Source organism: Pseudoxanthomonas fibrivorans (assembly GCF_041464125.1).
In the GTDB taxonomy this organism is placed as follows: domain Bacteria; phylum Pseudomonadota; class Gammaproteobacteria; order Xanthomonadales; family Xanthomonadaceae; genus Pseudoxanthomonas.
Map to the genome: position 1 here is coordinate 2,504,507 of NZ_JBGNUG010000001.1, position 24,050 is coordinate 2,528,556.

General features: G+C 71.5%; 22 protein-coding genes. 16 read left to right on the top strand and 6 right to left on the bottom strand.

The genetic code is table 11. From position 1 onward, the window contains the following. Positions 1–2 precede the first annotated feature (2 nt). The 6 genes from ACA089_RS11585 to plsB all read left to right on the top strand — a co-directional run bounded on the left by ACA089_RS11585 (position 3) and on the right by plsB (position 6,629). The gene (locus tag ACA089_RS11585; protein ID WP_372016934.1) at positions 3–524 is read left to right on the top strand and encodes a GNAT family N-acetyltransferase; all 522 of its coding nucleotides are present in this window, start codon (positions 3–5) and stop codon (positions 522–524) included. Continuing rightward, positions 524–1,060 carry a DinB family protein gene (locus ACA089_RS11590; RefSeq protein WP_372016936.1) on the top strand — a complete coding sequence of 179 codons (537 nt, stop codon included), beginning with the start codon at positions 524–526 and terminating at the stop codon, positions 1,058–1,060. The genes ACA089_RS11585 and ACA089_RS11590 overlap by 1 nt, the downstream gene beginning before the upstream one ends. A 96-nt stretch (positions 1,061–1,156) precedes the next feature. Continuing rightward, positions 1,157–2,041 carry a 5'-nucleotidase, lipoprotein e(P4) family gene (locus ACA089_RS11595; protein WP_372016938.1) on the top strand — a complete coding sequence of 295 codons (885 nt, stop codon included), beginning with the start codon at positions 1,157–1,159 and terminating at the stop codon, positions 2,039–2,041. Beyond that, positions 2,038–2,769, top strand: a complete 732-nt coding sequence (gene pyrF / locus ACA089_RS11600) for an orotidine-5'-phosphate decarboxylase (RefSeq protein WP_372016940.1) — start codon at positions 2,038–2,040, stop codon at positions 2,767–2,769. Before ACA089_RS11595 ends, pyrF begins: the two co-directional genes overlap by 4 nt. Before the next feature lie 211 nt (positions 2,770–2,980). Then, positions 2,981–3,937, top strand: a complete 957-nt coding sequence (locus ACA089_RS11605; protein WP_372016942.1) for a hypothetical protein — start codon at positions 2,981–2,983, stop codon at positions 3,935–3,937. 7 nt (positions 3,938–3,944) lie between these two features. Continuing rightward, the gene (gene plsB / locus ACA089_RS11610) at positions 3,945–6,629 is read left to right on the top strand and encodes a glycerol-3-phosphate 1-O-acyltransferase PlsB (protein WP_372016944.1); all 2,685 of its coding nucleotides are present in this window, start codon (positions 3,945–3,947) and stop codon (positions 6,627–6,629) included. Between the two features lie 40 nt (positions 6,630–6,669). On the opposite strand, the gene ACA089_RS11615 is transcribed toward plsB, so the two are convergent. Continuing rightward, on the bottom strand, positions 6,670–7,596 hold the full coding sequence (locus ACA089_RS11615) for a hypothetical protein (protein WP_372016946.1): 927 nt from the start codon (positions 7,594–7,596) through the stop codon (positions 6,670–6,672). Positions 7,597–7,598: 2 nt separating this feature from the next. Further along, positions 7,599–9,764, bottom strand: coding sequence for a hypothetical protein (locus tag ACA089_RS11620; protein ID WP_372016948.1), 2,166 nt, complete (start codon positions 9,762–9,764; stop codon positions 7,599–7,601). 295 nt (positions 9,765–10,059) lie between these two features. On the opposite strand from ACA089_RS11620, the gene ACA089_RS11625 reads away from it, so the two are divergent. Then, positions 10,060–11,184 carry a helix-turn-helix transcriptional regulator gene (locus ACA089_RS11625; RefSeq protein ID WP_372016949.1) on the top strand — a complete coding sequence of 375 codons (1,125 nt, stop codon included), beginning with the start codon at positions 10,060–10,062 and terminating at the stop codon, positions 11,182–11,184. A 15-nt stretch (positions 11,185–11,199) separates the two neighbouring features. Here the strand turns inward: ACA089_RS11625 and ACA089_RS11630 are convergent, their stop codons facing one another. Continuing rightward, the gene (locus ACA089_RS11630) at positions 11,200–11,403 is read right to left on the bottom strand and encodes a YdcH family protein (protein ID WP_372016951.1); all 204 of its coding nucleotides are present in this window, start codon (positions 11,401–11,403) and stop codon (positions 11,200–11,202) included. A gap of 69 nt (positions 11,404–11,472) precedes the next feature. On the opposite strand from ACA089_RS11630, the gene ttcA reads away from it, so the two are divergent. The 5 genes from ttcA (at position 11,473) to ACA089_RS11655 (ending at position 15,736) form a co-directional block, all read left to right on the top strand. After that, on the top strand, positions 11,473–12,393 hold the full coding sequence (gene ttcA, locus ACA089_RS11635) for a tRNA 2-thiocytidine(32) synthetase TtcA (RefSeq protein ID WP_372016953.1): 921 nt from the start codon (positions 11,473–11,475) through the stop codon (positions 12,391–12,393). Positions 12,394–12,479: 86 nt separating this feature from the next. After that, positions 12,480–13,385: a recombination-associated protein RdgC gene (locus ACA089_RS11640; protein WP_372016955.1), complete on the top strand. Its 906-nt coding sequence runs from the start codon at positions 12,480–12,482 to the stop codon at positions 13,383–13,385. Between the two features lie 78 nt (positions 13,386–13,463). Next, the gene (locus ACA089_RS11645; protein WP_372016957.1) at positions 13,464–13,802 is read left to right on the top strand and encodes a hypothetical protein; all 339 of its coding nucleotides are present in this window, start codon (positions 13,464–13,466) and stop codon (positions 13,800–13,802) included. A gap of 52 nt (positions 13,803–13,854) precedes the next feature. Continuing rightward, on the top strand, positions 13,855–14,643 hold the full coding sequence (locus ACA089_RS11650; RefSeq protein WP_372016958.1) for a YgjP family zinc-dependent metalloprotease: 789 nt from the start codon (positions 13,855–13,857) through the stop codon (positions 14,641–14,643). Positions 14,644–14,692: 49 nt separating this feature from the next. Then, complete coding sequence (locus ACA089_RS11655; protein ID WP_372016959.1) at positions 14,693–15,736, top strand: SMP-30/gluconolactonase/LRE family protein; 1,044 nt, start codon at positions 14,693–14,695, stop codon at positions 15,734–15,736. Between the two features lie 69 nt (positions 15,737–15,805). Here ACA089_RS11655 and ACA089_RS11660 read toward each other — a convergent pair whose 3' ends face one another. Then, positions 15,806–17,191, bottom strand: coding sequence for an OmpP1/FadL family transporter (locus ACA089_RS11660; protein ID WP_372016961.1), 1,386 nt, complete (start codon positions 17,189–17,191; stop codon positions 15,806–15,808). A 225-nt stretch (positions 17,192–17,416) separates the two neighbouring features. Here ACA089_RS11660 and ACA089_RS11665 point away from each other — a divergent pair, with 225 nt between their 5' ends. Together ACA089_RS11665 and ACA089_RS11670 are read left to right on the top strand one after the other, a co-directional pair. Further along, entirely contained in the window at positions 17,417–18,109 is a 693-nt protein-coding gene (locus ACA089_RS11665) for a rhomboid family intramembrane serine protease (protein ID WP_372016962.1), read from the top strand. A gap of 69 nt (positions 18,110–18,178) precedes the next feature. Continuing rightward, positions 18,179–18,502, top strand: coding sequence for a DUF1820 family protein (locus ACA089_RS11670; protein WP_372016964.1), 324 nt, complete (start codon positions 18,179–18,181; stop codon positions 18,500–18,502). 24 nt (positions 18,503–18,526) lie between these two features. On the opposite strand, the gene ACA089_RS11675 is transcribed toward ACA089_RS11670, so the two are convergent. Then, positions 18,527–19,930: a S41 family peptidase gene (locus ACA089_RS11675; protein WP_372016966.1), complete on the bottom strand. Its 1,404-nt coding sequence runs from the start codon at positions 19,928–19,930 to the stop codon at positions 18,527–18,529. Between the two features lie 94 nt (positions 19,931–20,024). After that, positions 20,025–21,242 carry a murein hydrolase activator EnvC family protein gene (locus ACA089_RS11680; protein WP_372017765.1) on the bottom strand — a complete coding sequence of 406 codons (1,218 nt, stop codon included), beginning with the start codon at positions 21,240–21,242 and terminating at the stop codon, positions 20,025–20,027. A 178-nt stretch (positions 21,243–21,420) separates the two neighbouring features. On the opposite strand from ACA089_RS11680, the gene ACA089_RS11685 reads away from it, so the two are divergent. Both ACA089_RS11685 and ACA089_RS11690 read left to right on the top strand, forming a co-directional pair. Beyond that, complete coding sequence (locus tag ACA089_RS11685) at positions 21,421–22,086, top strand: DUF4097 family beta strand repeat-containing protein (protein WP_372016967.1); 666 nt, start codon at positions 21,421–21,423, stop codon at positions 22,084–22,086. 52 nt (positions 22,087–22,138) lie between these two features. Beyond that, positions 22,139–23,863, top strand: coding sequence for a M28 family metallopeptidase (locus ACA089_RS11690; protein WP_372016969.1), 1,725 nt, complete (start codon positions 22,139–22,141; stop codon positions 23,861–23,863). The last annotated feature ends 187 nt before the right edge of the window (positions 23,864–24,050 follow it).

Here is a 24,050-nt window from a genome sequence, read left to right on the forward strand (position 1 = left end):
CCATGGGCACCACCATCGCCACCACCGAGCGGCTGCGCCTGCGCGAAGTGGACGAAGGCGATGCCGGGTTCATCGTCGACCTGCTCAACCAGCCCGACTTCCTGCGCTTCATCGGCGACCGTGGCGTGCGCGACATCGGGCAGGCCCGGGCGTTCCTGCGCGACGGCCCGATGGCCAGCTACGCCCGCCACGGCCTGGGCATGTACGCGGTCGAGCCTCGCGAGGGCGGCCCCCCGATCGGCATGTGCGGGCTGGTGGTGCGCGAAGGCCTGCCGGATCCGGACATCGGCTTCGCGTTCCTGCCCAGCTTCTACGGGCAGGGGCTGGCCTTCGAAGCGGCCCGCGCGGTGCTCGGCCATGCGCGCGCCGCGCTGGCGCTGCCGCGCGTGCTGGCGATCGTCTCGCCGGGCAACACGCGCTCGATCGCGCTGCTGCGGCGCCTGGGCCTGCGCGACGCCGGTACGGTCACATTGCCGGCGAAGGACGAGGAACTGCTGCTGTTCGAAACCGCGGAGGACGCCTGATGCTCGACCACTTCGCACTGCTGGCCGGCTACAACCGCTGGATGAACGGCAACCTGCAGCGCGCGGCCGCCGCGTTGCCCGCCGATGCGCTGGAGGCGCCGAAGGGCGCGTTCTTCGGCTCGATCCTCGGCACCCTCGACCACCTGGTCGTCGCCGACACGATCTGGCTCAAGCGTTTCGCCGCCAACGACGCCAGTGGCCGATGGACCGCACTGCAGGCGCTGGACGGCATCCCCGCGCCCACGTCGCTCGACGCGCGACCGTGCGCCGACCTGGCGGCGTGGTGGAACCGCCGGCAGGCGCTGGACGACACCTTCGTGGCGTGGATCGGCCAGCTCCAGGCGTCCGACCTCGAAGCGACGATGGCGTACGGCAACCTGCGCGGCGAACCGATGCGGCGCCGCCTGTCGCACCTGCTGCTGCATGTCTTCAACCACCAGGCCCACCACCGCGGCCAGGCGACCACGCTCTTCAGCCAGTGCGGCGTGGACGTGGGCGTCACCGACCTGCATCCGCGGCTGCCCGTGGCCCCCTGAGCCCCGCGCGCCTGCCACCCCGGGCGCGCTGGAAACACGGGTGCCGCGGGCGAGCCGGTAGACTGGCGGCCCCTGCCGTCCGCGAGACCGCGTTCGATGCGACTTCCCCTGCTCTGCACCGCCCTGGCCGCCGGCCTGCTCGCCGCCTGCCAGCCGGTGCGCCCGCCGGCGCCCGACGAAACCACGGCGCCTGCACCGGCCGCCGTGCCGGCCGACGACAACCTCAATGCCGTGCTGTGGGTGCAGCGCTCGGCCGAGTACCGCGCCGCCGCGGCGCAGACCTACCGCGCCGCGACCGACCACCTCGATGCGGCGCTCCGGCAGGCCGACTGGGACGCGCTGGTGCCGGAGGAGCGCGGCAACGCGGCCCGCGGCCTCAAGCCGGCGGTGATCCTGGACATCGACGAGACCGTGCTCGACAACTCGCCCTACCAGGCACGGCTGGTCCGCGACGGCGCCGAGTACAGCGACCCGACCTGGGACGCGTGGGTCGAGGAGCGCAAGGCCAGGGCCGTGCCGGGCGTGGTCGAGTTCGCCCGCGCCGCCAATGCCCGGGGCGTCACCCTGGTCTACATCTCCAACCGCGCCGTGCACCTGAAGGACGCGACCCTGGCCAACCTGCGCGCCGAAGGCCTGCCGGTGGCGGACGAGAGCGTGTTCCTGGGCCTGGGCACGGTGGTGCCCGGGTGCGAGCAGGACGGTTCGGAGAAGGACTGCCGCCGCCAGCTGGCGGGGCGGACGTACCGCGTGCTGATGCAGTTCGGCGACCAGCTCGGCGACTTCGCCCGCATCCACGACAACAGCCCCGCCGGCCGCCAGGCGCTGCTGGACACGTACGACGGCTGGTTCGGCCAGCGCTGGTGGATGCTGCCCAACCCGACCTACGGCAGCTGGGAACCGGCGCTGTTCGACAACGACTGGCGCCAGCCGCGCGAGGCGCGCCGCGCCGCCAAGCGCGCCGCGCTCGAGGTCGCGCCGTGAGCCGCCCGCCGCTGGACCTGGCGCCGGAGGAGCGGCTGATCTTCGCCCTGGACGTGCCCGGCCGCGACCAGGCGCGTGAATGGATCGACCGCCTCGGCGACAGCGTGCGCTTCTACAAGATCGGCATGGAGCTGCTGGCGTCCGGCGAGTACTTCCAGGTGCTGGACGACCTGGCCGCGCGCGACAAGCGGGTGTTCGTCGACCTGAAGTTCTTCGACATCCCGGCCACGGTGGCCGGGGTGATCCGCGGGCTGGGCCGCTGGCCGGTCAGCTACTGCACGATCCATGGCTGGCATCCGGCGATGATGCAGGCCGCCGCCGAGGCCAACGCCAGCGCCGGGATGCGCCTGCTCGCGGTCACCGTGCTGACCTCGATGGACGGCGACGACCTGCGGTCGATGGGCATCGCCGGCGCGCCGGAGGACGTCGTGGTCGAGCGCGCCCGGGCCGCCCGGGCCGCCGGCATCGACGGCGTCATCTGCTCGGGCCTGGAAGCGGCCCCCATCCGTCGCGCCACCGGCACCGGCTTCTCGATCGTCTGCCCCGGCATCCGCCCCGGCGGTCCGGCCGGCGACGACCAGAAGCGCAGCGTCGGCGTGGCCCAGGCCTTCGCCGATGGCGCCGACGCCATCGTGGTCGGCCGCCCGATCCGCCAGGCCCCCGATCCGCGCGCCGCCGCGCGGGCGATCCAGGCGGAAATTCGGAATTCACTCTTTAAAAATCAATGATTTGATTCAAGCAATCTAAAGTGTTGCCTGAACTGGATCGCGGCGTTAGGATGGCCGCGTCCGGTCACTGGCCGGAACCGTGCCACAACACGATGTCCTCCGGCGCTGCCGGATTCAGGGAGGCCAGGCGCCTCCCTTTTTTCTGCCCGCCCGCCTTGCCGACCCGGCCGGGCTGCGGCCACACTCGGCGCCGACTTCCCGGATGCCGCCCATGCCCTCCACGCGTCGCTGCACCCGGCTGGCCCCGTGGCCGGCGGTCGCCCTGTTCGTGCTGGCGCTGGCTGGCTGCCGCCGCGACGCTCCGCCCGCGGAACTGCCCGGTGCCTCCAGCGAGCCGGCCGGAGCGGTGCGCCAGCTCGCCGACCACCTGCGCCGCAACGACCTGGCGGCGTTCGCCCGCGATGCCCTGCCCGCGGCCGAACGCGCACAGCTGGCGGAAGCCTGGACCGAGGGCCGCAGCCGCTGGCCGCTGACCGAACTGCCGCTCGACGCCCAGATCGGCCCCCTGCTGGCGGCCCTGTCCGCGCCGACGGCGAAACAGGACCTGCGGCGCTCGTTCGAGCGGCAGATGGCCGGACAGGACGCGGCATTGCGCGACGCGGCGCGTTCGCTGGCCCTGTTCGGCACCCAGTACGTGCGTACCCAGGACGGCTACAGCGAAGAAGAACGGAGCCATTACACGCAGGTCATCGCCGCGCTGGGCGCCTGGTCGGCCACCGCTCCGCTCGGCGACCGGCGGCGGGCCGATGCCGCCATCGACCGGCTCACCGCCGCCGCGCGCGCCACCGGGCTGGACGGCGACGCGGCGCTGGCCGCGGCCGGGATGGAGGAGAGCCTGCGGCGGCTGGGTCCGTTCGCGGCGGTCGCCAAGGCGGTCCTGGTCGAGTACGGGCTGGACCTGGACCGCAGCCTGTCCGACCTGCGCACCGGCCTGGTCGAAGAGGACGGCGACCGTGCCACCGTGCGTATCCACTACCCGCTCGGCGGCAGCGAGATCGACACCGTGGTCAGCCTGACCCGGCGCGACGGCCGCTGGTACCTGACCGACTACCTCGACCATGCGGCGGCCCTGCTCGCCGAGCCTCCGCCCGCACCGGCGACGGTGCTGCCCGCGTTGCCCGCCCCGCCGGCACCCCCGCCCCCGGCCGGGCCGGCCGCTGCGCGATAATCCCGCCATGCCTGAACAGAATTCCTTTCCGTTCCCGGAACCGCCGCCCGGCACCAAGCCCGGACCGGACGGCCGCGCTCCGGCTGCCACGCGCGAGCCGGCCACCCCGGGGCCCGACGCCGCGCCGCCGCCCGATGCGGTCCCTCCGGTCGATGCGGTGGTGCCGCAGCCGGTGGCCGTGCGCACGGCCACGGCGCCGCGACGCCCGTTGTGGGCCCGTTTCATGGGGTGGCTGGCCGACCCGTGGCTGGAGCTGAAGCTCGAGCCGGCCGACCTGGACATCCACGCCGACCCGCGCCCGGTCTGCTACGTGCTCGAGGACTACGGCCTGTCCAACGCGCTGATCCTGGACAAGGCCTGCCGCCAGGCCGGCCTGCCCTCGCCACTGGTGCCGCTGCCGCGCGACCCCACCGGGCGCAAGCGCGCCTACGTCGCCCTGTCGCGCCGCAACGCCGCGCCGCTGATCCCGGACCAGCGCCCGGCCAAGCGCACCCATTCCGATTCGCTGGCCCGGCTGCTGCAGGCCCACCGCGCCGACCCGGCGCTGGACGTGCGGCTGGTGCCGGTGTCGATCTTCGTCGGCCGCGCCCCGGACCGGCAGAGCGGCTGGTTCTCGGTGCTGTTCTCCGAGAACTGGGCGCTGGTCGGCCGCTTCCGCCGGCTGCTGGCGATCCTGCTCAACGGCCGCGACACCCTGGTCCGCTTCGCCGAACCGGTGTCGCTGCGCGAGACCGTCGAGGAAGGCCTGCCGCCCGAGCGCACCGTGCGCAAGCTGCAGCGCGTGCTGCGCGCGCATTTCCGCCGGATCCGCGCCGCGATCATCGGCCCGGACCTGTCGACCCGCCGCCTGCTGGTCGACCAGGTGCTGGCCGCCGACACCGTGCGCGAGGCCATCGCCGACCAGGCCCGGCGCGACGGCTCCAAGCCGGCCGAGGCCTGGAAGAAGGCCCACGCCTACGCCTGGGAGATCGCCGCCGACTACTCGCACCCGGTGGTGCGCTCGGCCAGCTTCATCCTCACCCCGGTGTGGAACAAGATCTACCGCGGCGTGCTCGTCCACCACCTGGACAAGCTCAAGGAGGTCGCGCCCGGCCACGAAGTGGTCTACGTGCCCTGCCACCGCAGCCACATGGACTACCTGCTGCTGTCGTACCTGCTGTACGAGCGCGGCATCGTGCCGCCGCATATCGCCGCGGGCATCAACCTCAACCTGCCGGTGGTCGGGACGATCCTGCGCAAGGGCGGCGCGTTCTTCATGCGCCGCAGCTTCCGCGGCAACCCGCTGTATTCGGCGGTCTTCACCGAGTACGTGGCGCAGCTGGTGTCCGGCGGCTATTCGCTGGAGTACTTCATCGAGGGCGGGCGTTCGCGCACCGGCCGGCTGCTGCAGCCCAAGGGCGGCATGATCGCCATGACCCTGCGCGCCTACCTGCGCCAGCCGACCCGGCCCGTCCTCTTCCAGCCCGTCTACATCGGCTACGAGAAGCTGATGGAGGGCAACAGCTACCTGGACGAGCTCTCCGGCAAGCCCAAGGAGAAGGAGTCGATCTGGTCGCTGCTGTGGGGCATCCCCAAGGTGCTGCGTTCCAACTACGGCCAGGTGGTGGTGAACTTCGGCGAGCCGATCGAGCTGGGCAAGGTGCTGGCCGAGCACGCGCCGGACTGGGACGGCAGGCCGGTCTCCGAGGACGAGAAGCCGTCGTGGCTGGCCGACACGGTCGACGTGCTGGCGCAGCAGATCCAGGTCAACGTCAACGGCGCGGCCGACGTCAACCCGATCAACCTGCTGGCGCTGGCGATCCTGTCCACGCCCAAGCACGCGATGGGCGAAGCCGACCTGCTCGCCCAGATCGCGCTGTCCAAGACCCTGCTGGCCGAGCTGCCGTATTCGGAGCGCTTCACCGTCACCCCGCACTCGCCGGAGGAGATCGTGGCCCACGGCGAGGAGATCGGCGTGCTCAACCGCGTGCCGCACCCGCTGGGCGACGTGCTCAACGTCGACGACGACAACGCGGTGCTGCTGTCGTACTTCCGCAACAACGTGGTGCACCTGTTCACCGCCTCGTCGTGGATCGCCTGCTGCTTCCAGCACAACCGGCGCATGAGCCGGCGCACGCTGGTGCGGCTGGGGCGCACGGTCTATCCGTTCCTGCAGGCCGAGCTGTTCCTGCCGTGGAACGAGGACGAGTTCGCCGAGCGGGTGGACAGGATCGTCGACGTGTTCGTGCGCGAAGGCCTGCTGCAGCAGATCAACGACGACGACGGCGGCATCCTGCAGCGCAACCAGGGCCAGAGCGACGAGGTGTTCCGCCTGCGCGCGATCGGCCACACCCTGCAGCAGGCGTTCGAGCGCTACTACATCGCCATCTCGGTGCTGGTGAAGAACGGCCCCGGCACGCTCGGCGCGGCCGAGCTGGAAAGCCTGTGCCACCTGTCGGCGCAGCGCCTGAGCCTGCTCTACGCCGAGTCGGCGCCGGAGTTCTTCGACAAGAGCCTGTTCCGCAGCTTCATCCAGAAGCTGCGCGAGCTGAAGCTGGTCTGGCCGGACCAGAACAGCAAGCTGCTGTTCGACGACCGCCTGGACGTATGGGCCAAGGACGCCAAGATGATCCTGGGCCGCGAACTGCGGCACACGATCGAGCGGGTCAGCCCCGAGGCGGCGCGACCGGAGGCGGCGACCCCGCCCGAGTGAGCCCTCGCGGCCGTGCCCCGCCGGGTGCGACCGCCTTCGCTCAGCCGCGCACGCCGATGCCCGTCGGCGGCTTCCGGTTTCGCGGGTGACAGGCCTCGTCGGCGGGGCCGCAGCGCACGGCCTCGCGGATGCGCTGGCCGGCCGCATCGATGCCGGCGTCGAGCAGCGACTCCTCGTCGTCGCCCGGCGCGCCGGCATCCCATCCCGGGTGGCACAGGTCGATGATCGTCGGATCGTCCACCGACTGCAGGGCGTATTGCCTGGCCCTCAGCCGCGCCTCGTCCTGCGAAGCCTGCTCGTGCACGACGAAGAACTCGATCCGCCCGTCCACGGCGGCGCAGGCCGCGGCGCCATGCCCGGCCTGGCTTGTGACGAGCAGCCGCTTCCACCCGCCCTTCCCCGCATACCTGCGCTCGATCGCGTCGGCCGCGGCGCTGTCCGGCTGCTTGAGCACCACGACCTTGCCGCTGGAGGAATTGCCGAGGATGAGCAGCATCGGTTGTCGCTTCGGCGCCGTGCCGAAATCCAGGACCTCGATCGACGGGCCCGACCCCGGCGGCGCCGGCGTGCCGGCCTTCAGGCCGGTCGCCAGCGGCGGGGACGCCTTGCCGGCCCGCGCCCATTCGACCGGTTCGAACCGCGCAGCGCCGCCGCACTCCAGGCAGGTCTCCACCGGCAGTTTGGCCTGCGCGGCCGCGACCTGCGCGGCCGACGGCTTCATGTTGCAGTAGCCCGCCACCGGCCCGGGGAGCCGACCCTGTTTCACCAGGTAGGCGACGAACTCCCCGCCGTAGCGCCTGCGTTCCTCCACCGGACCGATCGGCATCACCGGCGACACGTAGACCGTGTTCCTGGCCGGATCGGGCGCATAGCAGTAGAAGAACTGCAGCTCCTGCGACGACGCATGGCCGTGCAGGCCCAGCCACGCGCAGGCGATCCCGAGCCACGCCCACATGGTCCTGCGCATGCTCAGTCCGCCCCGTGGCTGTCGAGGTAGCCCTGCGCGACCTGCGCCGACTGCTGGTGGGCGGCGTAGGTGCGGTTGGCATCGGCTTCGCTGTAGCCCTGGGCGATGGCGCGCTTGTACATCGTGTAGTACTCGAAGGCCTGGCCGCACATGGCGTAGAGCTGCTGGTCGCCCCCGCCGGACACGGCCTTCTGCCGGTAGTTGCCCTCGGTGAAGCCCGGACAGGCGCCGGTCGCCAGGTTCGGCCGGGTCGCATAGCCGCCGCCACCGGCGAGCGCACCGGCCGCCGAGGCCACGCCACCGCCGGTGCCCAGCACCTGGTCGCCGGTGGCGCCCAGGGCGGCCGCACCGGCGCTGTCGGGATTGAAGATCTGCGCACCCTTCAGCGCCGCGCCCATCACCTGGTCGCCGTCCAGGCCACCGGCGCTGGCCATCCCCGCAACCACCGCCGCACCGACCAGCGAGCGCAACATGCCGCCGCCGCCACTGGCTTTCTCCTGCTCTTCCTGCGCGCGCTGCTCGGCCAGCCGGGCGCGCTCGTCTGCCAGCTGCCTGCGCCGGGCCGCCTGCATCTGCGCCACCTGCCCCACCTTCTGGGCCAGTTCCGCACGCGAGCTCGGCACCCAGACCGTTCCGGACCCGTAGCGTTGCGAGCCATCGGCGAGCAGTTCGACCCTGTCCTTTTCCGCCAGCGACAGGCGCCTGTCCGCCGCAACCTGGTAAGCCACGAAGTTGAATGCATCGGCGCCGGCGCTGCGGAACTCCATCTCGCTGACGACCTCGCCGGCGGCGTCACGCCGCACGGCGCGATAGGTGCCGCTGGCCGGGTCGAACCGGTAGACCGTTTGAGCCTCGGCCTGCCTGACGCCCTGGTGCCAGACCACGCCGCTGTTCAGGCGAAGCTCCCTGGCCTGCGCATCCCAGAGGTATTCCTTCCAGCCGAAGGTCAGCAATTCGCCTTGCGCCTGCCACTCGGTGCCACCCTGGAACACCTTGCGATCCAACCGGGCGAATATCCGCTCCGCGTCGGCGGCACGCTGGGCCAGCACCTGCGGATCCACCACGACCGGTGCCGCCGGACCGTCGTGCCGGGCAGTCAGGGGCGCGGGAATGGCCTGCATGACGGCGGTGCCACCACGGGCCTTGCCCGGCTTCCGCTCCAGCTGCAGCTCGTAGTTGCGAGTAGGAACACCGGCGACCCACAGCCAGTAGTAACCGCCCGCCGCTTGCAGGTTCAGGATGCCATCGCCGCTCCACCAGCCGGACTTGCCGCTGACGCCGTCCGTCTTGCCCATTTCGCTTGCCTGGCCGCAGTCGGCGACCGGGCCCTGCGCCAAGCGGATGCTGGCCTTCTCCTCCCGCACCCGGACCCTGATCTCCCATCGATCGCCCGGTTGCGCGCGGACCAGATAGCAGTCGTACCACCTGCCCTCGTTATCGGTGGCCGATATACCGCGGGTGAAAGTGCCCTGCAGGGTCTCGCTCCCCGTGATCACGCGCACCGGGTGCGCACCGGCCGGGGCCTGGGGGGCGGCCGGTGCGATCGCCGCCGCAGCCCGGGTGCCCGTCTCCTGACCCGCGGCGGCCCGCGCGTCGACCGGAGGCGGGGACGAGGGAAGTGCGGGAGGCGGCAATGACGGGGCGGCGGCCAGCGCCGTCGCAGGCGCGCCGTCGGGGTTGCGGTAGCTCCTGCTGTACTTCGGGTTGACCGTGGCCTGGCCACCCTTGAACTTCAGCCACTGGTACTGCAGCTCGCCCTCCGCGGTCAGGACCATGCGGAAGCCGGTCTTGAACAGGGTGTCGTTCTCGAACTGCACGCTGCCGTCGGGCTGCACGCGGCCGATGAACGTGGGCGTGAACAGGTCGTCCTCGCGGTAGCGCAGGGTGCCGGTGGCGGCGTCGCGCCTGATCCGGGCCGGGATCCGGTAGGTGCCGGGGGCGCGCTCGAGCAGTTCCTCGCCCGGCGTGACCCAGCTCACGACCAGGCGCGAACCGTCGTCCGCCTGCCACTGCCGGTTCAGCACCTCCGCATAGACGCCCCAGACCGCCGGATCGGCCGGTGCCTGCGGTGGCGCGCCGGCGTCCTGCGCATGCGCGGCCGCGAAGCAGGCGAACAGCACCGTGCCCAACAACCCGTGAGTACCCGCGTGGCGGGCCAGCGTATCCATCATGTTTCCCCCTGGTGCCGGCCGCGACCGGCGGTTCAGTCCTTGCACCGGTAAAGGCGCCGCCGGGACGGGCTTCGTCCCGGCGCCGCCACCCCCGATGCCGCGCTCCACCCCCGACCTGCCTGGATCGCCAACGGCGCAAGGTCCCAGTGTTTGGCATAGTTCAATTCCCGGCCGCGACGCACGCAGCTCCCGGCCGGGGCTTGACAGGGGGATCCACCGATGTGCCATGCCAGACGGGCGCACGCCCGCCACCCGGCGCCGCCCTGCGCGCGCACAAGCAGGGGCTGCGGCCGTGCTTGACGATGCCGTGTTCGACGGGCTGCTGGAGTCGCTCTACGGTTCGGTGCTGGACCACGACCAGCTCGATGTGTTCAACCGGCGCCTGGCGCAGGCCACCGACAGCCACATCACCGGGGTGATGATCCACGACGTCATGTTCGGCCGCGCCGAGGCCTCGCGCATCCACGGCGTGGACATGGCCCGCCTCGGCGCCATGCTGGACGGCCAGGACCTGCGCGACGACCTGTGGATGCAGCGCGCCACACCCCAGCTGGAAACCTGCCGGATCCTGGATTCGGAGGCGATGGTGGAGCGCCGGGTCGCGCAGCGGAGCGATTTCTTCAACGCCTATTACCGGCGCCTGGACATCGTCCAGCAGATCGCCTGCGTGGGCCTGTTCGACGGCGCCAACTCGGTGACGCTGTCGATCTGCCACGGCGACCCCGACCGGCATTACGGCCCGGCCGAGAAGCGCCTGCTGCAGCGGCTCACGCCGCACTGGGTCAATGCCTACGCGATGATGCGCCGCCTGCAGGGCCTCGAGCGCCGCGCCGGTTCGCTGGCCCAGGCGCTGGACGCGGCGCCGGTGGCGATGTTCGCGCTGTCGCGCGAGCTGCGCCTGTCGCGGACCAACGCCGCGGGCGACCAGCTGCTCGAGCGCGGCGTGCTGCAGCGCGCGCCGGACGGGCGGCTGGCCGGGCACGGCGCCGCGGCGCGGCCGTTGCTCGACCTGCTGCAGCGCGCGGTGCGCGGGCGCGGCCTGCTGGTCGGCGGCGACGTCGAGCGCGTCGTCCTGCGCGACGGGGACGATCGTGCCGGGCTGGTGGTGACCGCGCATCCGACCGCGGCACTCGCCGGCGACGGGGCCGAAGCCCTGCTGGTGTTCGTGCGCGAAGTACACCGGCCGGCGGCGGCGCTGGAGCCGGTGTTGCAGGCCCTGTTCGGTCTGACCGCGGGCGAGGCCCGGCTGGCGGCGGCGATGCACCGGCACGCCGATGCGGCGCTGGCGGCGCAGGCCTGCGGAATCACCCCGGCCACCGCCCAGTCGCGCCTGAAGCTGATCTACGGCAAGACCGGCGAACGCAGCCAGTCCGCGCTGGGGCGGCTGCTCTCGGCGGTCGCCGCCAGCGGCGCCTGAACCGCCGGGTCGGGCTCAGGCCGGCTGGTCGGGAATGAGCAGGCTCTCCAGCCGCGCGATGCAGTCCTTGAGCTGCAGCTTGCGCTTCTTCAGGCGCTTGGATTCCAGCTCGTCGTCGGGATTGGCCGCCAGCTGCACGATCCGCTCGTCCAGCGCGCGATGTTCCCGCCGAAGTTCGGCGATGCGCTCGGCGATGGTGGCGGGATCGTCTGCTTCCACGATGGCCAAGCTTACACCGCTGCCCGCTCCAGCCGCGCCGCCGGCGCATGCCCGGTAGAATGGAGCCGCATGAACGCCGTCCTGCCCCTGCCCGAACCGGTTTCCCGGAAGCCCGACCGCCAGCCCGACCCGCGCGTGGTCCAGCGCGAACAGGCCAAGCTGGCCAAGCGCCTGCGCCGCCAGGTCGGCCAGGCGATCGCCGACTTCGGCATGATCGAGGCCGGCGACAAGGTGATGGTGTGCCTGTCCGGCGGCAAGGACAGCTACACGATGCTGGACATCCTGATGCAGCTGCAGCGCAAGGCGCCGGTGCCGTTCGAGCTGGTCGCGGTGAACCTGGACCAGAAGCAGCCGGGCTTCCCGGAGCACGTGCTGCCGGAGTACCTGCACTCGGTCGGGGTGCCGTTCCACATCATCGAACAGGACACCTATTCGGTGGTGTCGCGGGTGGTGCCGGAAGGCAAGACCATGTGCTCGCTCTGCTCGCGCATGCGCCGCGGCGCGCTGTACGCCTACGCGGCCGAGCACGGCTTCACCAAGATCGCGCTGGGCCACCATCGCGACGACCTGGTGGCGACGTTCTTCCTCAACCTGTTCCACCACGCCAAGCTGTCGGGCATGCCGCCCAAGCTGCTGTCCGACGACGGCCGGCACGTGGTGATCCGCCCGCTGGCCTACGTGCGCGAGAGCGACATCGTCGAGTACGCCGATGCCCGCCGGTTCCCGATCATCCCGTGCAACCTGTGCGGCAGCCAGGAGAACCTGCAACGCAAGCAGGTCGGCCTGATGATGAAGCAGTGGGAACGCGACGCGCCGGGCCGCATCGAGACCATCGCCCGCGCCCTCGGTGACATCCGCCCCTCGCAGCTGTCGGACCCGAAGCTGTTCGACTTCCTCGCCCTGGGCCATCGCGAAGGCGCGCAACGCGCCGATGCGCATGCGTGGCTGGCGGGTAGCCCGCACGAAGACGAGGCGCCGCCCCCCGGCTGATACCGTCGCGCCTCGTGCGACCCGCCGAGGTTCTCCTGCACGGCGCGCCGTAGCGCGCCCGACATTCCTTCGATCCCGGATTCCGCATGTTCTTCCGCAACCTGACCTTTTTCCGCTTCCCGACCACCCACGACTTCGAGCAGCTCGACGCCCTGCTGCCGGAAGCCGCGCTCAAGCCGGTCGGCCCGCTGGAGCTGTCCTCCAGCGGCTTCGTCTCGCCGTTCGGCCGCGGCGAGCAGGCGCTCTCGCACCGCATCGAGAAGTCGATCTGGCTGTCGGTCGGCAGCGAGAACAAGATCCTGCCCGGCTCGGTGGTCAACGACCTGCTGGCGCAGAAGGTCGCCGAGATCGAGGACAGGGAAGGCCGCAAGCTTGGCGGCAAGGCGCGCAAGCGGCTCAAGGACGACCTGCTGCACGAGCTGCTGCCGCGCGCGTTCGTGAAGAGTTCGCGCACCGATGCGCTGCTGGACCTGGAACACGGCTTCCTCGCCGTGGACACGTCCTCGCGCAAGAGCGGCGAGGCGGTGGCCTCGGAAATCCGTCGTGCGCTCGGCAGCTTCCCGGCGATCCCGCCGAACGCCGAGGTGGCGCCGCGCAGCATCCTCACCGGCTGGATCGCCGGCGAACCGCTGCCGGAAGGCCTGTCGCTGGGCGAGGAATGCGAACTCAAGGACGCGATGGACGGTGGCGCCGTCGTGAAGGCGCAGAACCAGGAGCTGGTCAGCGACGAGATCGGCAAGCACCTGGAGGCCGGCAAGCAGGTGACGAAGCTGGCGCTGAACCTCGACGACCACGTGTCCTTCGTCCTCGGCGAGGACCTGGTGGTGCGCAAGCTCAAGTTCCTCGAGGGCGCGGTCGACCAGCTGGAAAGCACCGAGCGCGACGACCTGCGCCAGGAGCTGGACGCGCGCTTCGCCTTGCTGGCCGGCGAAGTCCGCCGCCTGTTCCTGGTGCTGGAGTCGGCGCTGAAGCTCAGCCGGGCCGAAGGCTGACCGTGACCGCGTTCGCTTGAACCGGGTGCGCAGGCGCGCTAGGGTCCGGCTTGAACCCACCGTCTGGAGGCTGTCCGCATGAAGAAGGTCGCTTTGTGTGCCCTGCTCGTGGTCCCGCTGGCGAGTTCCGCGTTTGCCGCCGGAATGGCCGGTGCCGCTGACTCCCCGGAGCTGCCGACCACCCTGACCCGGTCGGGAGTCAAGTTCGTCAACCAGTGCGATGACGCCGCCTTCGCCAGGACCAGCATCCCGAACAAGCTGGCGCAGCGCTGTGCGGCCCTGCTGGAGCTGTGGCGCGCCGAGGCCGGAACCGAGGGCAACTGGGCCAACCGCGGCGTCGGTATCGCGCGTGGCGAGGCGGCCGTCGCCAGTGCCAAGCCGCAACGCGTCTACCTCAATCCCGAGCGGATGCGCTGAACCCCACGGGGCGTCTCCGGCCCTGCCGGAGACGCGGGCGGTACAATCGCGCATGCCCTCGCTGCTCCACCGCCTCATCGCCCGCGCACCCCAGCGCCTGCAGCGCGACTCCCTCGAACTCGAGCTCGAAGACGGGCGGCGTATCGACGTGCAGCGCGTACGCGATCCCCGCGCGCGCCGGCTCAAGCTCAGCGTGGACGAGCGTGGCGCACGCCTGACCCTGCCGGTGCGCGCCAGCCTGGTCTCGGGCGACCGCTTCCTGCACGAACACCGCGGCTGGCTGGCCAGCCAGCTCGACCGCTACCGGGTTCCCGAGGACGCGGCTGCCGTGCTGGTTGCGGGGGTGACCGCGGCCCTGCCGTTGCGCGGCCGCAGCGTTCCACTGCACTGGCACGGCGGGCGGTACATCCGGATCGGCCTCGAGGGGGACGGCGTCCACCTGCAGCATCCGGAACGGGCGTCGGACGCGGCGCTGCGTCGCGCCCTGCGCGGGTTCTACGAGGCCGAGGCCAGGGCCGACATCGGCCGCTGGCTGCCTGCCTACCTCCCGGGGCTGCCGCGCGCGCCCCGCCAGCTGCGTCTGAAGGTGATGTCTTCCCAGTGGGGGTCGCTGGCGCCGGACGGCAGCCTGGCGCTGGACCTGGCGCTGGTGCTCGCCCGGCCCTCGGCGTTCGAGTACGTGCTGGTGCACGAGCTTTGCCACCTGCTGCAAGCCAACCATTCGCCCGCCTTCTGGCGGGAGGTCGAGCAGCGCTTCCCGCGCTGGCGCGACGAACGCACGTACTTCCATGCGGAGGGTCGGCGGCTCAAGGCGAGCCTGAGGGCGCTGCTGTCGGGCTGAGGGGCGGCGGCGGCCGCGCTAGGATGGAGGCGACCGACAGGAGCCCCGCATGCGCGTATCGACGTCCACCCCGCTTCCCCTGGTGCTGCTCGCCCTGCTGGCAGGCTGCCAGCGCGAACCGGCCGAAGGCCAGGCGCCGGAAGCGCCGCCGGCCGCCACCGCGCCTGCGAACGCGCCATCGGCCGACGCACCGTCCCCGCCCTCCGCCGACGCGCACCCGGCCTGCCCGGCCGACGCCGGCACCGCGCCCGCGGGCGAACTGGTCGCCGTCCGGATCGCCGCCGCCGACGGGGATGGCACCCGGGGCCTCTACGAAGGCCCGGTGTGGAGTGGCGATGCGCTGTACTTCTCCGATTTCACGTTCGACGACGGCTTCCCCTCGCGGATCCGCCGGCTCACGAGCGATGGCCACCTCGAGACCGTGGTCGATCCGAGCGGCAGCAATGGCCTGGCGCTCGGCGAGGACGGCGCGCTGGTGGCCGCCACACACGACCGCAAGGAGATCTCGCGCTTCGACCCGGTCGACGGCTCGCGGATGCGCATCGTCGGCGAGTTCCAGGGCCAGCCGTTCAACTCGCCCAACGACCTGGTCATCGGCCGCGACGGCACGATCTGGTTCACCGACCCGGATTTCCAGCGCGCCGCCGCCCCGGGCGGGCAGGACAGGACCCGGGTCTACCGGGTGGGCGCCGGCGGCGAGGTCACGGTGGTCGACGACACCATCGCCAATCCCAACGGCATCGCGCTGGCGCCCGACGGCAACACGCTCTATGTCGCCGGCGGCGGCGAGCAGGGCGTGCTGCGCGCGTATGCGCTGGTCGACGGGCGGCCCGCCGGCCAGCGCGACCTGGTCACCGACGCGGTCGTCCCCGACGGCCTGGCCGTCGACTGCCTCGGCAACATCTACCTGACCGAGCACAATCGCCGCCGGGTCCGCGTGGTCTCCCCGCAAGGCCAGCCGCTGGCCACGATCGCCGTGGATGCCAACCTGACCAATGCCGCGTTCGGCGGCCCGCAGCGGCGCACCCTGTTCCTCACCGGGGCCGGCTCGGTGTGGTCGATCGAACTGGGCGTGGCCGGCCTGCCTTACTGAGCGGCGCCCGAGCCAAAAGAAAAGGCCCCGCGGAGCGGGGCCTTTTCGCATCGCGTCACCGCAGGGCGGTCAGAAGCGGTACTGCGCCGAAACGCCGAACAGGTTGGCACCGCCGTCGTACGAACCGGTCAGGCGCGAGCGGCTGGACGACAGGATGTCGATCTCCGGGGTGTCGACCAGGTCGATGCGCGCGAAGCTGGCGTCGAGCGAGAAGTTGTCGCTGGCCATCCAGGTCAGGCCGACCGCGTACCACATGCGGTCCTGGTCGGGCATGCGCGGGGTGCGGTGCGGGTAGCTAACCGGGGAGTCGTCGCGGGCGATGCCGGCACGCAGGGTGAAGGCGTCGTTGAGCGCGTACTCGCCGCCCAGGCTGTAGAACCAGCTGTCGCCCCAGCTGTAATCCTCGGCCGAGTCGGGCTGGCGCGGGTTGTCGAACTCGATGCGGATTTCGCGCAGGGAGCTCCAGCCGGTGCGCGAGGTCTCGGCCATCAGGGCGAAGCGGTCGGTGGCCTGCCAGGTGGCGCTCAGGGTGTGGACCGACGGGGTGGTCAGCTTGGCCAGCGCGCCGGTGTCCACGTACTGGCCGGTGGCGGCCAGGATGGTGGCGACGTTGGTCGGCACGGTGAAGTCGGCGTCGCCGGTCAGCTCGTGGTCCACTTCCGAACGGTACGAGTAGCCGATCGAGACGGCGTCGGTCGGACGGAAGCTCAGGCCGGCGATGAAGCCCAGGCTGGTATCGGTGCCGTGCACCTCGACCTCGCCGTCGTTCTTCTGCGGGCCGAACGGACCGGTGATCGGGTTGGGCATGAAGCACAGCGCCTGGGTGGCCGGGTTGGCGCACAGGGCCGAGCCGAAATCGATCGCGTTGGACAGGGTCACGTCGGAACGCTCGACGACCGCGCCCAGGCCGGCCGAGAAGTGGTCGCCCAGCTCCACCGACATCGCCAGGGTCAGGTCGATGATCTTCACGTCCGAGTTCAGCGCGTGGTAGCGGCCCTGCCAGCCATCGTCGTATTCGGTCTTCAGGCCGAACGGCGCGCTGACCATCGCACCCAGGGTCAGGTACTCGAAGTTGCCTTCCAGCGGCAGGATGAAGGACATGGCCGGGACCGGGCTCACGCCGCCGGCGTCGCCGCCGTCGCCACCGGTCAGCGGCTGCTGCAGCGGGGTGCCGGACGCGGCATAGCCGCTGCCTTCGAATTCGAACGACAGGTCGATCGCGGTGATGTCGCCCTGGACGGTGGTGCGCTCGAAGGTCGACATCATCGCCGGGTTGTTGGCGACGACCGAGGCATCGCCCTTGGCCGAGGCCGAACCGGCCATCGCGCGGCCCTGGGCCTTGACGCTGTTTTCCTTCAGCTGGAATGCGGCGGCATGGGCGTGGCCGCAGGCCAGCACGCCGGCGATGCCCAGGGCCAGGGCGGAAATACGGGTGAGGGAGTGGGCGAGTTGCATGTTTCTGTTCTCTCCGGATGACGGGTTTGAATGGCACCAGCGCCCGCAAGCGACCCTCTTCCCGGGGTTGCCCGCATCCGTCGGAGTCCCCTCCCGACATACGACGCCGTATTGGAGTATACCCGCTGCCTTTAACAAGACAATAACGACGAAGGTCATGCTTCCGCACCCCGTCCCCGGGGCAGTGGCAGACGCGTCCCCTGCCCTTGGGCGATAGTGGCGCCCATGTTCGTGTCACTGCCCTCGCGCCAGAAGGCCGGCCTGCGCTGGGCCACGCCCCTGCTGTTCGCCGCGCTGTGGCTCGCCTTCCTCTGGTCGCTGGGCCGGCCGGACGAGGCCAGGCGCAGCCTCTGGCTGGCCTGGGGCGCGCTGGGGCGCGGCCTGGGTGGCGGCGCCGCCTGGCTGGCGGCGCTGCAGGACGGCAGCGTCTCGCGGCTGTTCACCGCACTGTTCCTGCATGCCGACTGGGCGCACCTGCTCGGCAACCTCGTGTTCCTGCTGATCTTCGGCCTGCCCGCGGAACGGACCATGGGCCCATGGCGGTTCCTGCTGCTGTTCCTGTGCGGCGGCGCGGTCGCCAACCTCGCGGCGGTCCTGGCGATCGACAATCCGGACCGCGCGGTGATCGGCGCCAGCGGCGCGGTGTCGGCCGTGATCGGCGCGTACCTGGCGCTGTTCCCCGGCGCGCGCCTGGGGGTCGTGCTGCCGCTGGGCCTGTTCCTCGAGTTCGTGCGCGCCCCGGCCTTCCTGCTGATCGGCATCTGGGCGGCGCTGCAGGTGGTGTTCGCGTACATCGGCCCGGCGTTCGGCGCGGTGGCCTGGGCCGCGCACGTGGCCGGCTTCCTGTTCGGCGTGGTCTTCGCGCTGCTGGTGCGGGCCGGCATCGCCCGCCGGCTGCGCCGCCAGCGGGGCTACTGAGCGCCCCTTGGATTCGGGCGTCGCCCGCCCCATCTCCGCCGTATCCACCCTTCCGATCGCATCCGGTCCATGGCCAAGCCGCTGTACAAGGTGACCTTCCTCAACCACGGCAAGGTGTACGAGCTGTACGCGCGGCATGTGGCCGGCAGCTCGCTGTGGGGCTTCACCGAGGTCGGCGAGCTGGTGTTCGACGTGCACGAGGGCCTGGTGGTGGACCCGACCGAGGAACGCCTGCGGGACGAGTTCGGCGCCACCCGGGTGCTGCACCTGCCGATGCAGAGCATCGTCCGGGTCGAGGAAGTCGAACGGAAGGGCCAGTCGGCGATCCGCGACGCGGCCACCGGCGAGAAGGTGGTCACCCCCTTCCCGATGCCGGCCAAGCCGCCGCGCTGAGCGCGCCGGCGCCGAAGGCGGGCGTCAGCGCGCCTTGACCGCCCCGGCCGGGGCGGCGGCTACCAGTTTCTTCAGCTCGGCCAGGGCCGCCGCGATCGGCTTGTCGCCCGGCAGCGGTTGCCCGGCCTTGTACCCTTCGGCCCCTTCCTCGTCGCCACGCAGGTGGCCGGGCAGGGTCGCCTCGCTCAGTTCGGACAGGCTCGCCGGGGCGGCATCGGTGCCGACGACCGCAGGATCCGGCGCCAGCTCGGTGTCGGGCACGATGCCGCTGGCCTGGATCGAACGGCCGCTGGGCGTGTAGTAGCGGGCGGTGGTCAGCTTGACCGAGTCGCCGTTGTCGAGCGGCAGGACCGTCTGCACCGAGCCCTTGCCGAAGGTGCGGCTGCCGACCACGCGCGCGCGATCATTGTCGCGCAGCGCGCCGGCGAGCACTTCGGCGGCGCTGGCCGACCCGGCATCGACTAGCACGACCACGGGCGCGCCCTTCAGCCTGTCTCCCGGCGTGGCGTCGAAGCGGGTGTCGCTGATCGGGATGCGGCCGCGGGTGCTGACGATCCCGCCGGATTCGAGCAGGTCGTCCGCCACCTGGACCGCGGCGGTCAGCAGGCCGCCCGGATTGCTGCGCAGGTCCAGCACCAGCCCGCGCAACCGGCCCCCGGCCTGCGCCTGCAGCCGGCCGACATGGGTCTGGAAGTCCGCGCCGGTGTCGGCCTGGAAGGTGCTGATGCGGACGTAGCCGTAGCCCGGTTCCAGCATGCGGCTGCGCACGCTGGTCACCTTGATGGTCTCGCGGACGATGGCGACGTCGAACGGCTTGTCGCGGCCTTCGCGCACGACGGTCACGGTGACCTTGCTGCCGGGGGCGCCGCGCAGCGGCTCCATGCCCTCGACCTGCGCGATCGGCTTGCCGTCGATGGCGATGATGACGTCGCCGGACAGCAGGCCCGCGCGCGCGGCCGGGGTGTCGTCGATCGGCGCGACCACCTTCAGGGATCCATCCTGCTGCTGCAGCAGCTCCACGCCGATGCCGTCGTAGGCACCGCTGGTCTGCTCGTCGAACGATTCGCTCTCGTCCTTGTCGAGGTAGGCACTGTGCGGATCCAGGTCCAGCAGCAGTCCTTCGATGGCCGACTGCATCAACGCACGGTCGTCGACCGGGTCGACGTAGGCGTCCTTGATGGCGTTGTAGACGGCCACGTAGCGCCGGATCTCGGCGAGCGGGACCTTCGACGACGCGGCTGCGCCGTCGTCTGTCGCATCGGGATCGTCGTTGGCCGGAACCGGCGCATCCTGCGCGGCGCCGGGTCCGGTGCCCTCGGCCACCGCTTCGCCTTGCGCCTGCCCCGCCGCCGGCGCTGGCGGCTGCTGGGCGATGGCGTGCGCCGCCGGCCACAGGGCCAGCAGCAGGAGCAGGGCGGATCGACGCATGCATGCCTCCGGGACGCGCCGGGTGCGCGTCCGGACGATTATGCGGCAAGCCCGGCCGAATACCGCTTGAACCCGGGCGCGCGCGGGCGCGGATTCAGCGCCGTTGCAGCCAGGTCCCCGGATCGACCGGCTGGCCGTTGCGACGCAGCTCGAAGTACAGCGCCGGGCGGCCATGCCCGCCGGAACTGCCGACCTTCGCCACCGCGTCGCCACGGCGGACGCGGTCTCCCGCGTCGCGCAACAGGGATTCGTTGTGGGCGTACAGGCTCATGTAGCCGTTGCCGTGGTCGACGATCAGGATCAGCCCGTAGCCCGTCATCCATTCCGAGAACACCACGGTGCCGTCGGCGACGGCGGTCACGGTGCTGCCGGCGGGCGCACCGATCAGCACGCCGCTGCTGGTCCTCCCGTCGGGCAGGCGCCCGCCGTAGCGCGCGAGCAGGTCGCCGCTGGCCGGCCACCCCAGCCCACCCACTTTCGGCGCCGGCGTGGCCGATGCGACCCGGGGCGGCACCTTGCCCGGCGTCGCCGGGGTCTTCCCGCCGGAGGAAGCGGCTTCCCGTGCGGCCGCGCGCTCGCGGGCGGCCGCGGCGCGGCGTTCGGCTTCGGCTTTCGCCGCCGCCTGGCGCAGGTTCGCCAGCAGCCGCTCCAGCGATTTCACGTCCTGGCCCAGCGCCTTTTCCCGCTCTTGCCGGTCCTGGTATCGACCGTCGAGTTCGGCGACCACTTCGGCGCGGGCGCCGCGATCGCGGGTGAGCGTGGCCACCTGCGCCTGCTGGCGCACCTGCAACGCTTCCAGCTCCACTGTGCGGGCTTCGATCTCGGCCTGGTTGGCGGCGAGCGCCTCGAGCGAACCGGTCAGCTCGGACACCTGGCGCACCTGTTCGCGCTGGGCGTACCGGTAGTAGCCCAGCGCGCGCTGCGCATCGGTGATGCGGTCCTGCGCCAGCAGCAACTTCAGCGGGGCCTGCGCCCCGGTCATGTAGGCGCTGCGGAGCAGGCTGGCAAGCCGGATACGTCGCTGGCCCAGGTCGCGCTGCAGGGCCAGCCGGCGCTGCTCGAGCGCTGCCAGCGCCGCGCGGGCATCGCGCAGGGCGGTTTCGGTTTCGGCCAGCGCGCGGCCGGAGCGGCCGAGCTGCTCGTCGGCCCTGCGCAGGCGTTGCGCGGCGTCGCCACGCTGCCCCTCCAGGCGACGCCGCTCGCGGGCGATCTGCTGCAGTTCCGAGCGGGCCTGGCGCAGCTGCTGCTCGGTCGCCCTCTGCGACTGCGCCGGGACGCTGGCGGGGGTGGCAACCAGCAGCACCCCGAGGATCGCCGCGGCGACCAGGGGCGCGGCGGGCGGCGGCCTGCGGACGCGGCCCAGGGCCCAGGACAGCATGTGCTCGCGGGGATGGCGCACGCCCGGTTATCCCAATGACTTCAGACAGTGGCGGATTGTAGCCAAGGGTGGTCGTATGCTGGTCCGGTCCCGGACTACAGGCAGCCCACCCATGACCCGCACCATCACCCGCCTCGCCCTAGCCCTCGCCCTGGCCTGCTCGTTGCCGGCGGTCGCCGCCGACGACATCAGCAAGGTCAACGGCAGCATCGAAACCACCGCGGGGCAGAGCTATGGGGACCTGGAAACGGTCAACGGCGCGGTGCGCGTCGCCGAGAACGTGCAGGCCGGCGACGCGAGCACCGTCAACGGCAGCATCAACGTCGGCGACGGCGCCCGCGTGGGCTCGCTGGAAACCGTCAACGGCGCCATCCGGCTGGGGCGCAACGTCCAGGTCGCAGGCGACATCGAGACCGTCAACGGCAGCGTGTTCGTCGACCACGGCGGCAAGGTGGGCGGCGGGATCGAGACGGTGAACGGGGCCATCGGCCTGGTCCATACCGAGGTCACCCAGAACCTGGAGACCGTCAACGGCGACATCACCGTGGGCATCGGGTCGCACGTGCGCGGCGGCATCACCGTGGAGCGCAACCGCAGCTGGTTCCAGGGCACGCCCAAGCGCAAGCCGCGGGTCGTGATCGGGCCGAACGCGGTCGTCGACGGCCCGCTGGAGTTCCGCCGCGAAGTCACCCTGTACGTGCACAAGACCGCCCGCACCGGCCCCGTCACCGGTGCCGAGGCCGTGACCTTCGAAAGCGAGACCGCCCCGCAGGACTGAGCCGGCGCGGCTTGGCTAGAATCGGGACTCCGCTGTTTCCTCCGGAGTCCCGATGTCCAGCAAGATCCTGATCGGCCTCGCCGCCGGCGCACTCGCGCTGGCAGGCTGCAAGCAGGCCGACAACAGCCCTGCCGCCGCGCCCGCCGCGGCCGCGTCCGCCGCCGCCACCGCCAGCACCCACGGGTTCAAGCCGGCCATCGACGGCGACGATTTCGCCGAGATGGTGAAGACCCTCGCCTCGGACGAGTTCGAGGGCCGCGGCCCGGGTTCGGTCGGAGAAGAGCGCACGATCGAGTACATCCGCGCACAGATGCAGCGCATCGGCCTGCAGCCGGGCAACGGGGACAGCTACTTCCAGGACGTGCCGATGGTGGAGACCACGGCCGACCCGGCCACCAGGCTGACGCTGACGATCGGCGGCAAGCCCGTCGAGCTGGGCTTCGGCACCGACATGGTCGTGGGCACCCGCACCGGCCAGGCCCAGGTGAGCGTCAAGGACAGCCCGGTCGTGTTCGTCGGCTACGGCGTGGATGCGCCGGAGCGAGGCTGGAACGACTACGCCGACCAGGACTGGACCGGCAAGACCGTGGTGATGCTCGTCAACGACCCGGGGTTCCATGCCGACGACGACAAGCTGTTCGACGGCAAGAAGATGACCTACTACGGCCGCTGGACGTACAAGTTCGAGGAGGCCGCGCGCAAGGGCGCCGCCGCGGCGCTCATCGTCCACGACGATGCCGGCGCCAGCTACGGCTGGGACGTGGTCAAGAACTCGTGGTCCGGCGCCCAGTACGACCTTCCGGCGGCGGACGACCCCGAGCCCCGGATTCCGGTCCAGGGCTGGCTGACGGCCGACGCCGCACGCAAGCTGTTCGCCGGCGCGGGCATCGAGCTGGAAGACGCGTACCGGAAGGCGAACCAGCCCGGCTTCAAGCCGGTGCCGCTCGGGGCCACGCTCTCGGTCGACCTGGCCAGCACCACCGCCAACAAGACCTCGCGCAACGTGGTCGGCGTACTGCCCGGCAAGGCCCGCGCGGACGAAGCCGTCCTCTACATGGCCCATTGGGACCACCTGGGCAACCACGAAGGGGAAGAGGGCGACACCATCTACAACGGCGCGGTCGACAATGCGACCGGGGTCGCCGGCATCCTCGAGATCGCCGAGGCCTTCGCCCACCAGGAACAGCCCCCCGAGCGGTCGGTGGTGTTCGTGGCGGTGACCCTGGAAGAATCGGGGCTGCTCGGCTCGAAGTACTACGTCGCCCACCCGACGTTCCCGCTCGACAAGATCGCCGGCGTGGTCAACCTGGATGCGATGTCCGTCGCGGGCCGCTCGCGCGACTTCGTCATCACGGGCAAGGGCAACTCGGAGCTCGAGGACATGCTGAAGGCCCATGCCGATCGCCAGGGGCGGGTCCTGACCGCCGAAAGCAACACCGCGGCGGGCTACTACTTCCGCAGCGACCACTTCAACTTCGCCAAGGCCGGCGTCCCGGCGCTTTATGCCAAGGGCGGAAACGACCTGGTCGACGGGGGCGTGGAGGCCGGCAAGGCCGCCGGGGCCGAGTACGCCAAGCGCTACCACCAGCCGAGCGACGAAGTCCACGAAGGCTGGCGTTATGACGGGATCGTCGAGGATCTCGGCGCACTGTATGGCGTCGGCCAGGACCTGGCGGCCGGAGAGCGCTGGCCGAACTGGTACGACGGCAACCCGTTCAAGGCGGCACGCGACCGGATGATGGCCAGCAAGCCGCCGGGCGCCGCCCCGCAGGAATAGGCGAGCAACCCCGCCGGCCACGTGGCCGGGGACCAAGGGCCGGTGCCGATGGCACCGGCCTTTTCTTTGGCTGACCGATCGAGGGGAAGCCAAGCGCGGCTGCGCGTTGAACCCCGGCGCAGCCAAGGCCATCCGCTCATGTGCCTGCCTTGGGCGCCCTCGACTGCGTGGATACAAAGCCCTGTTG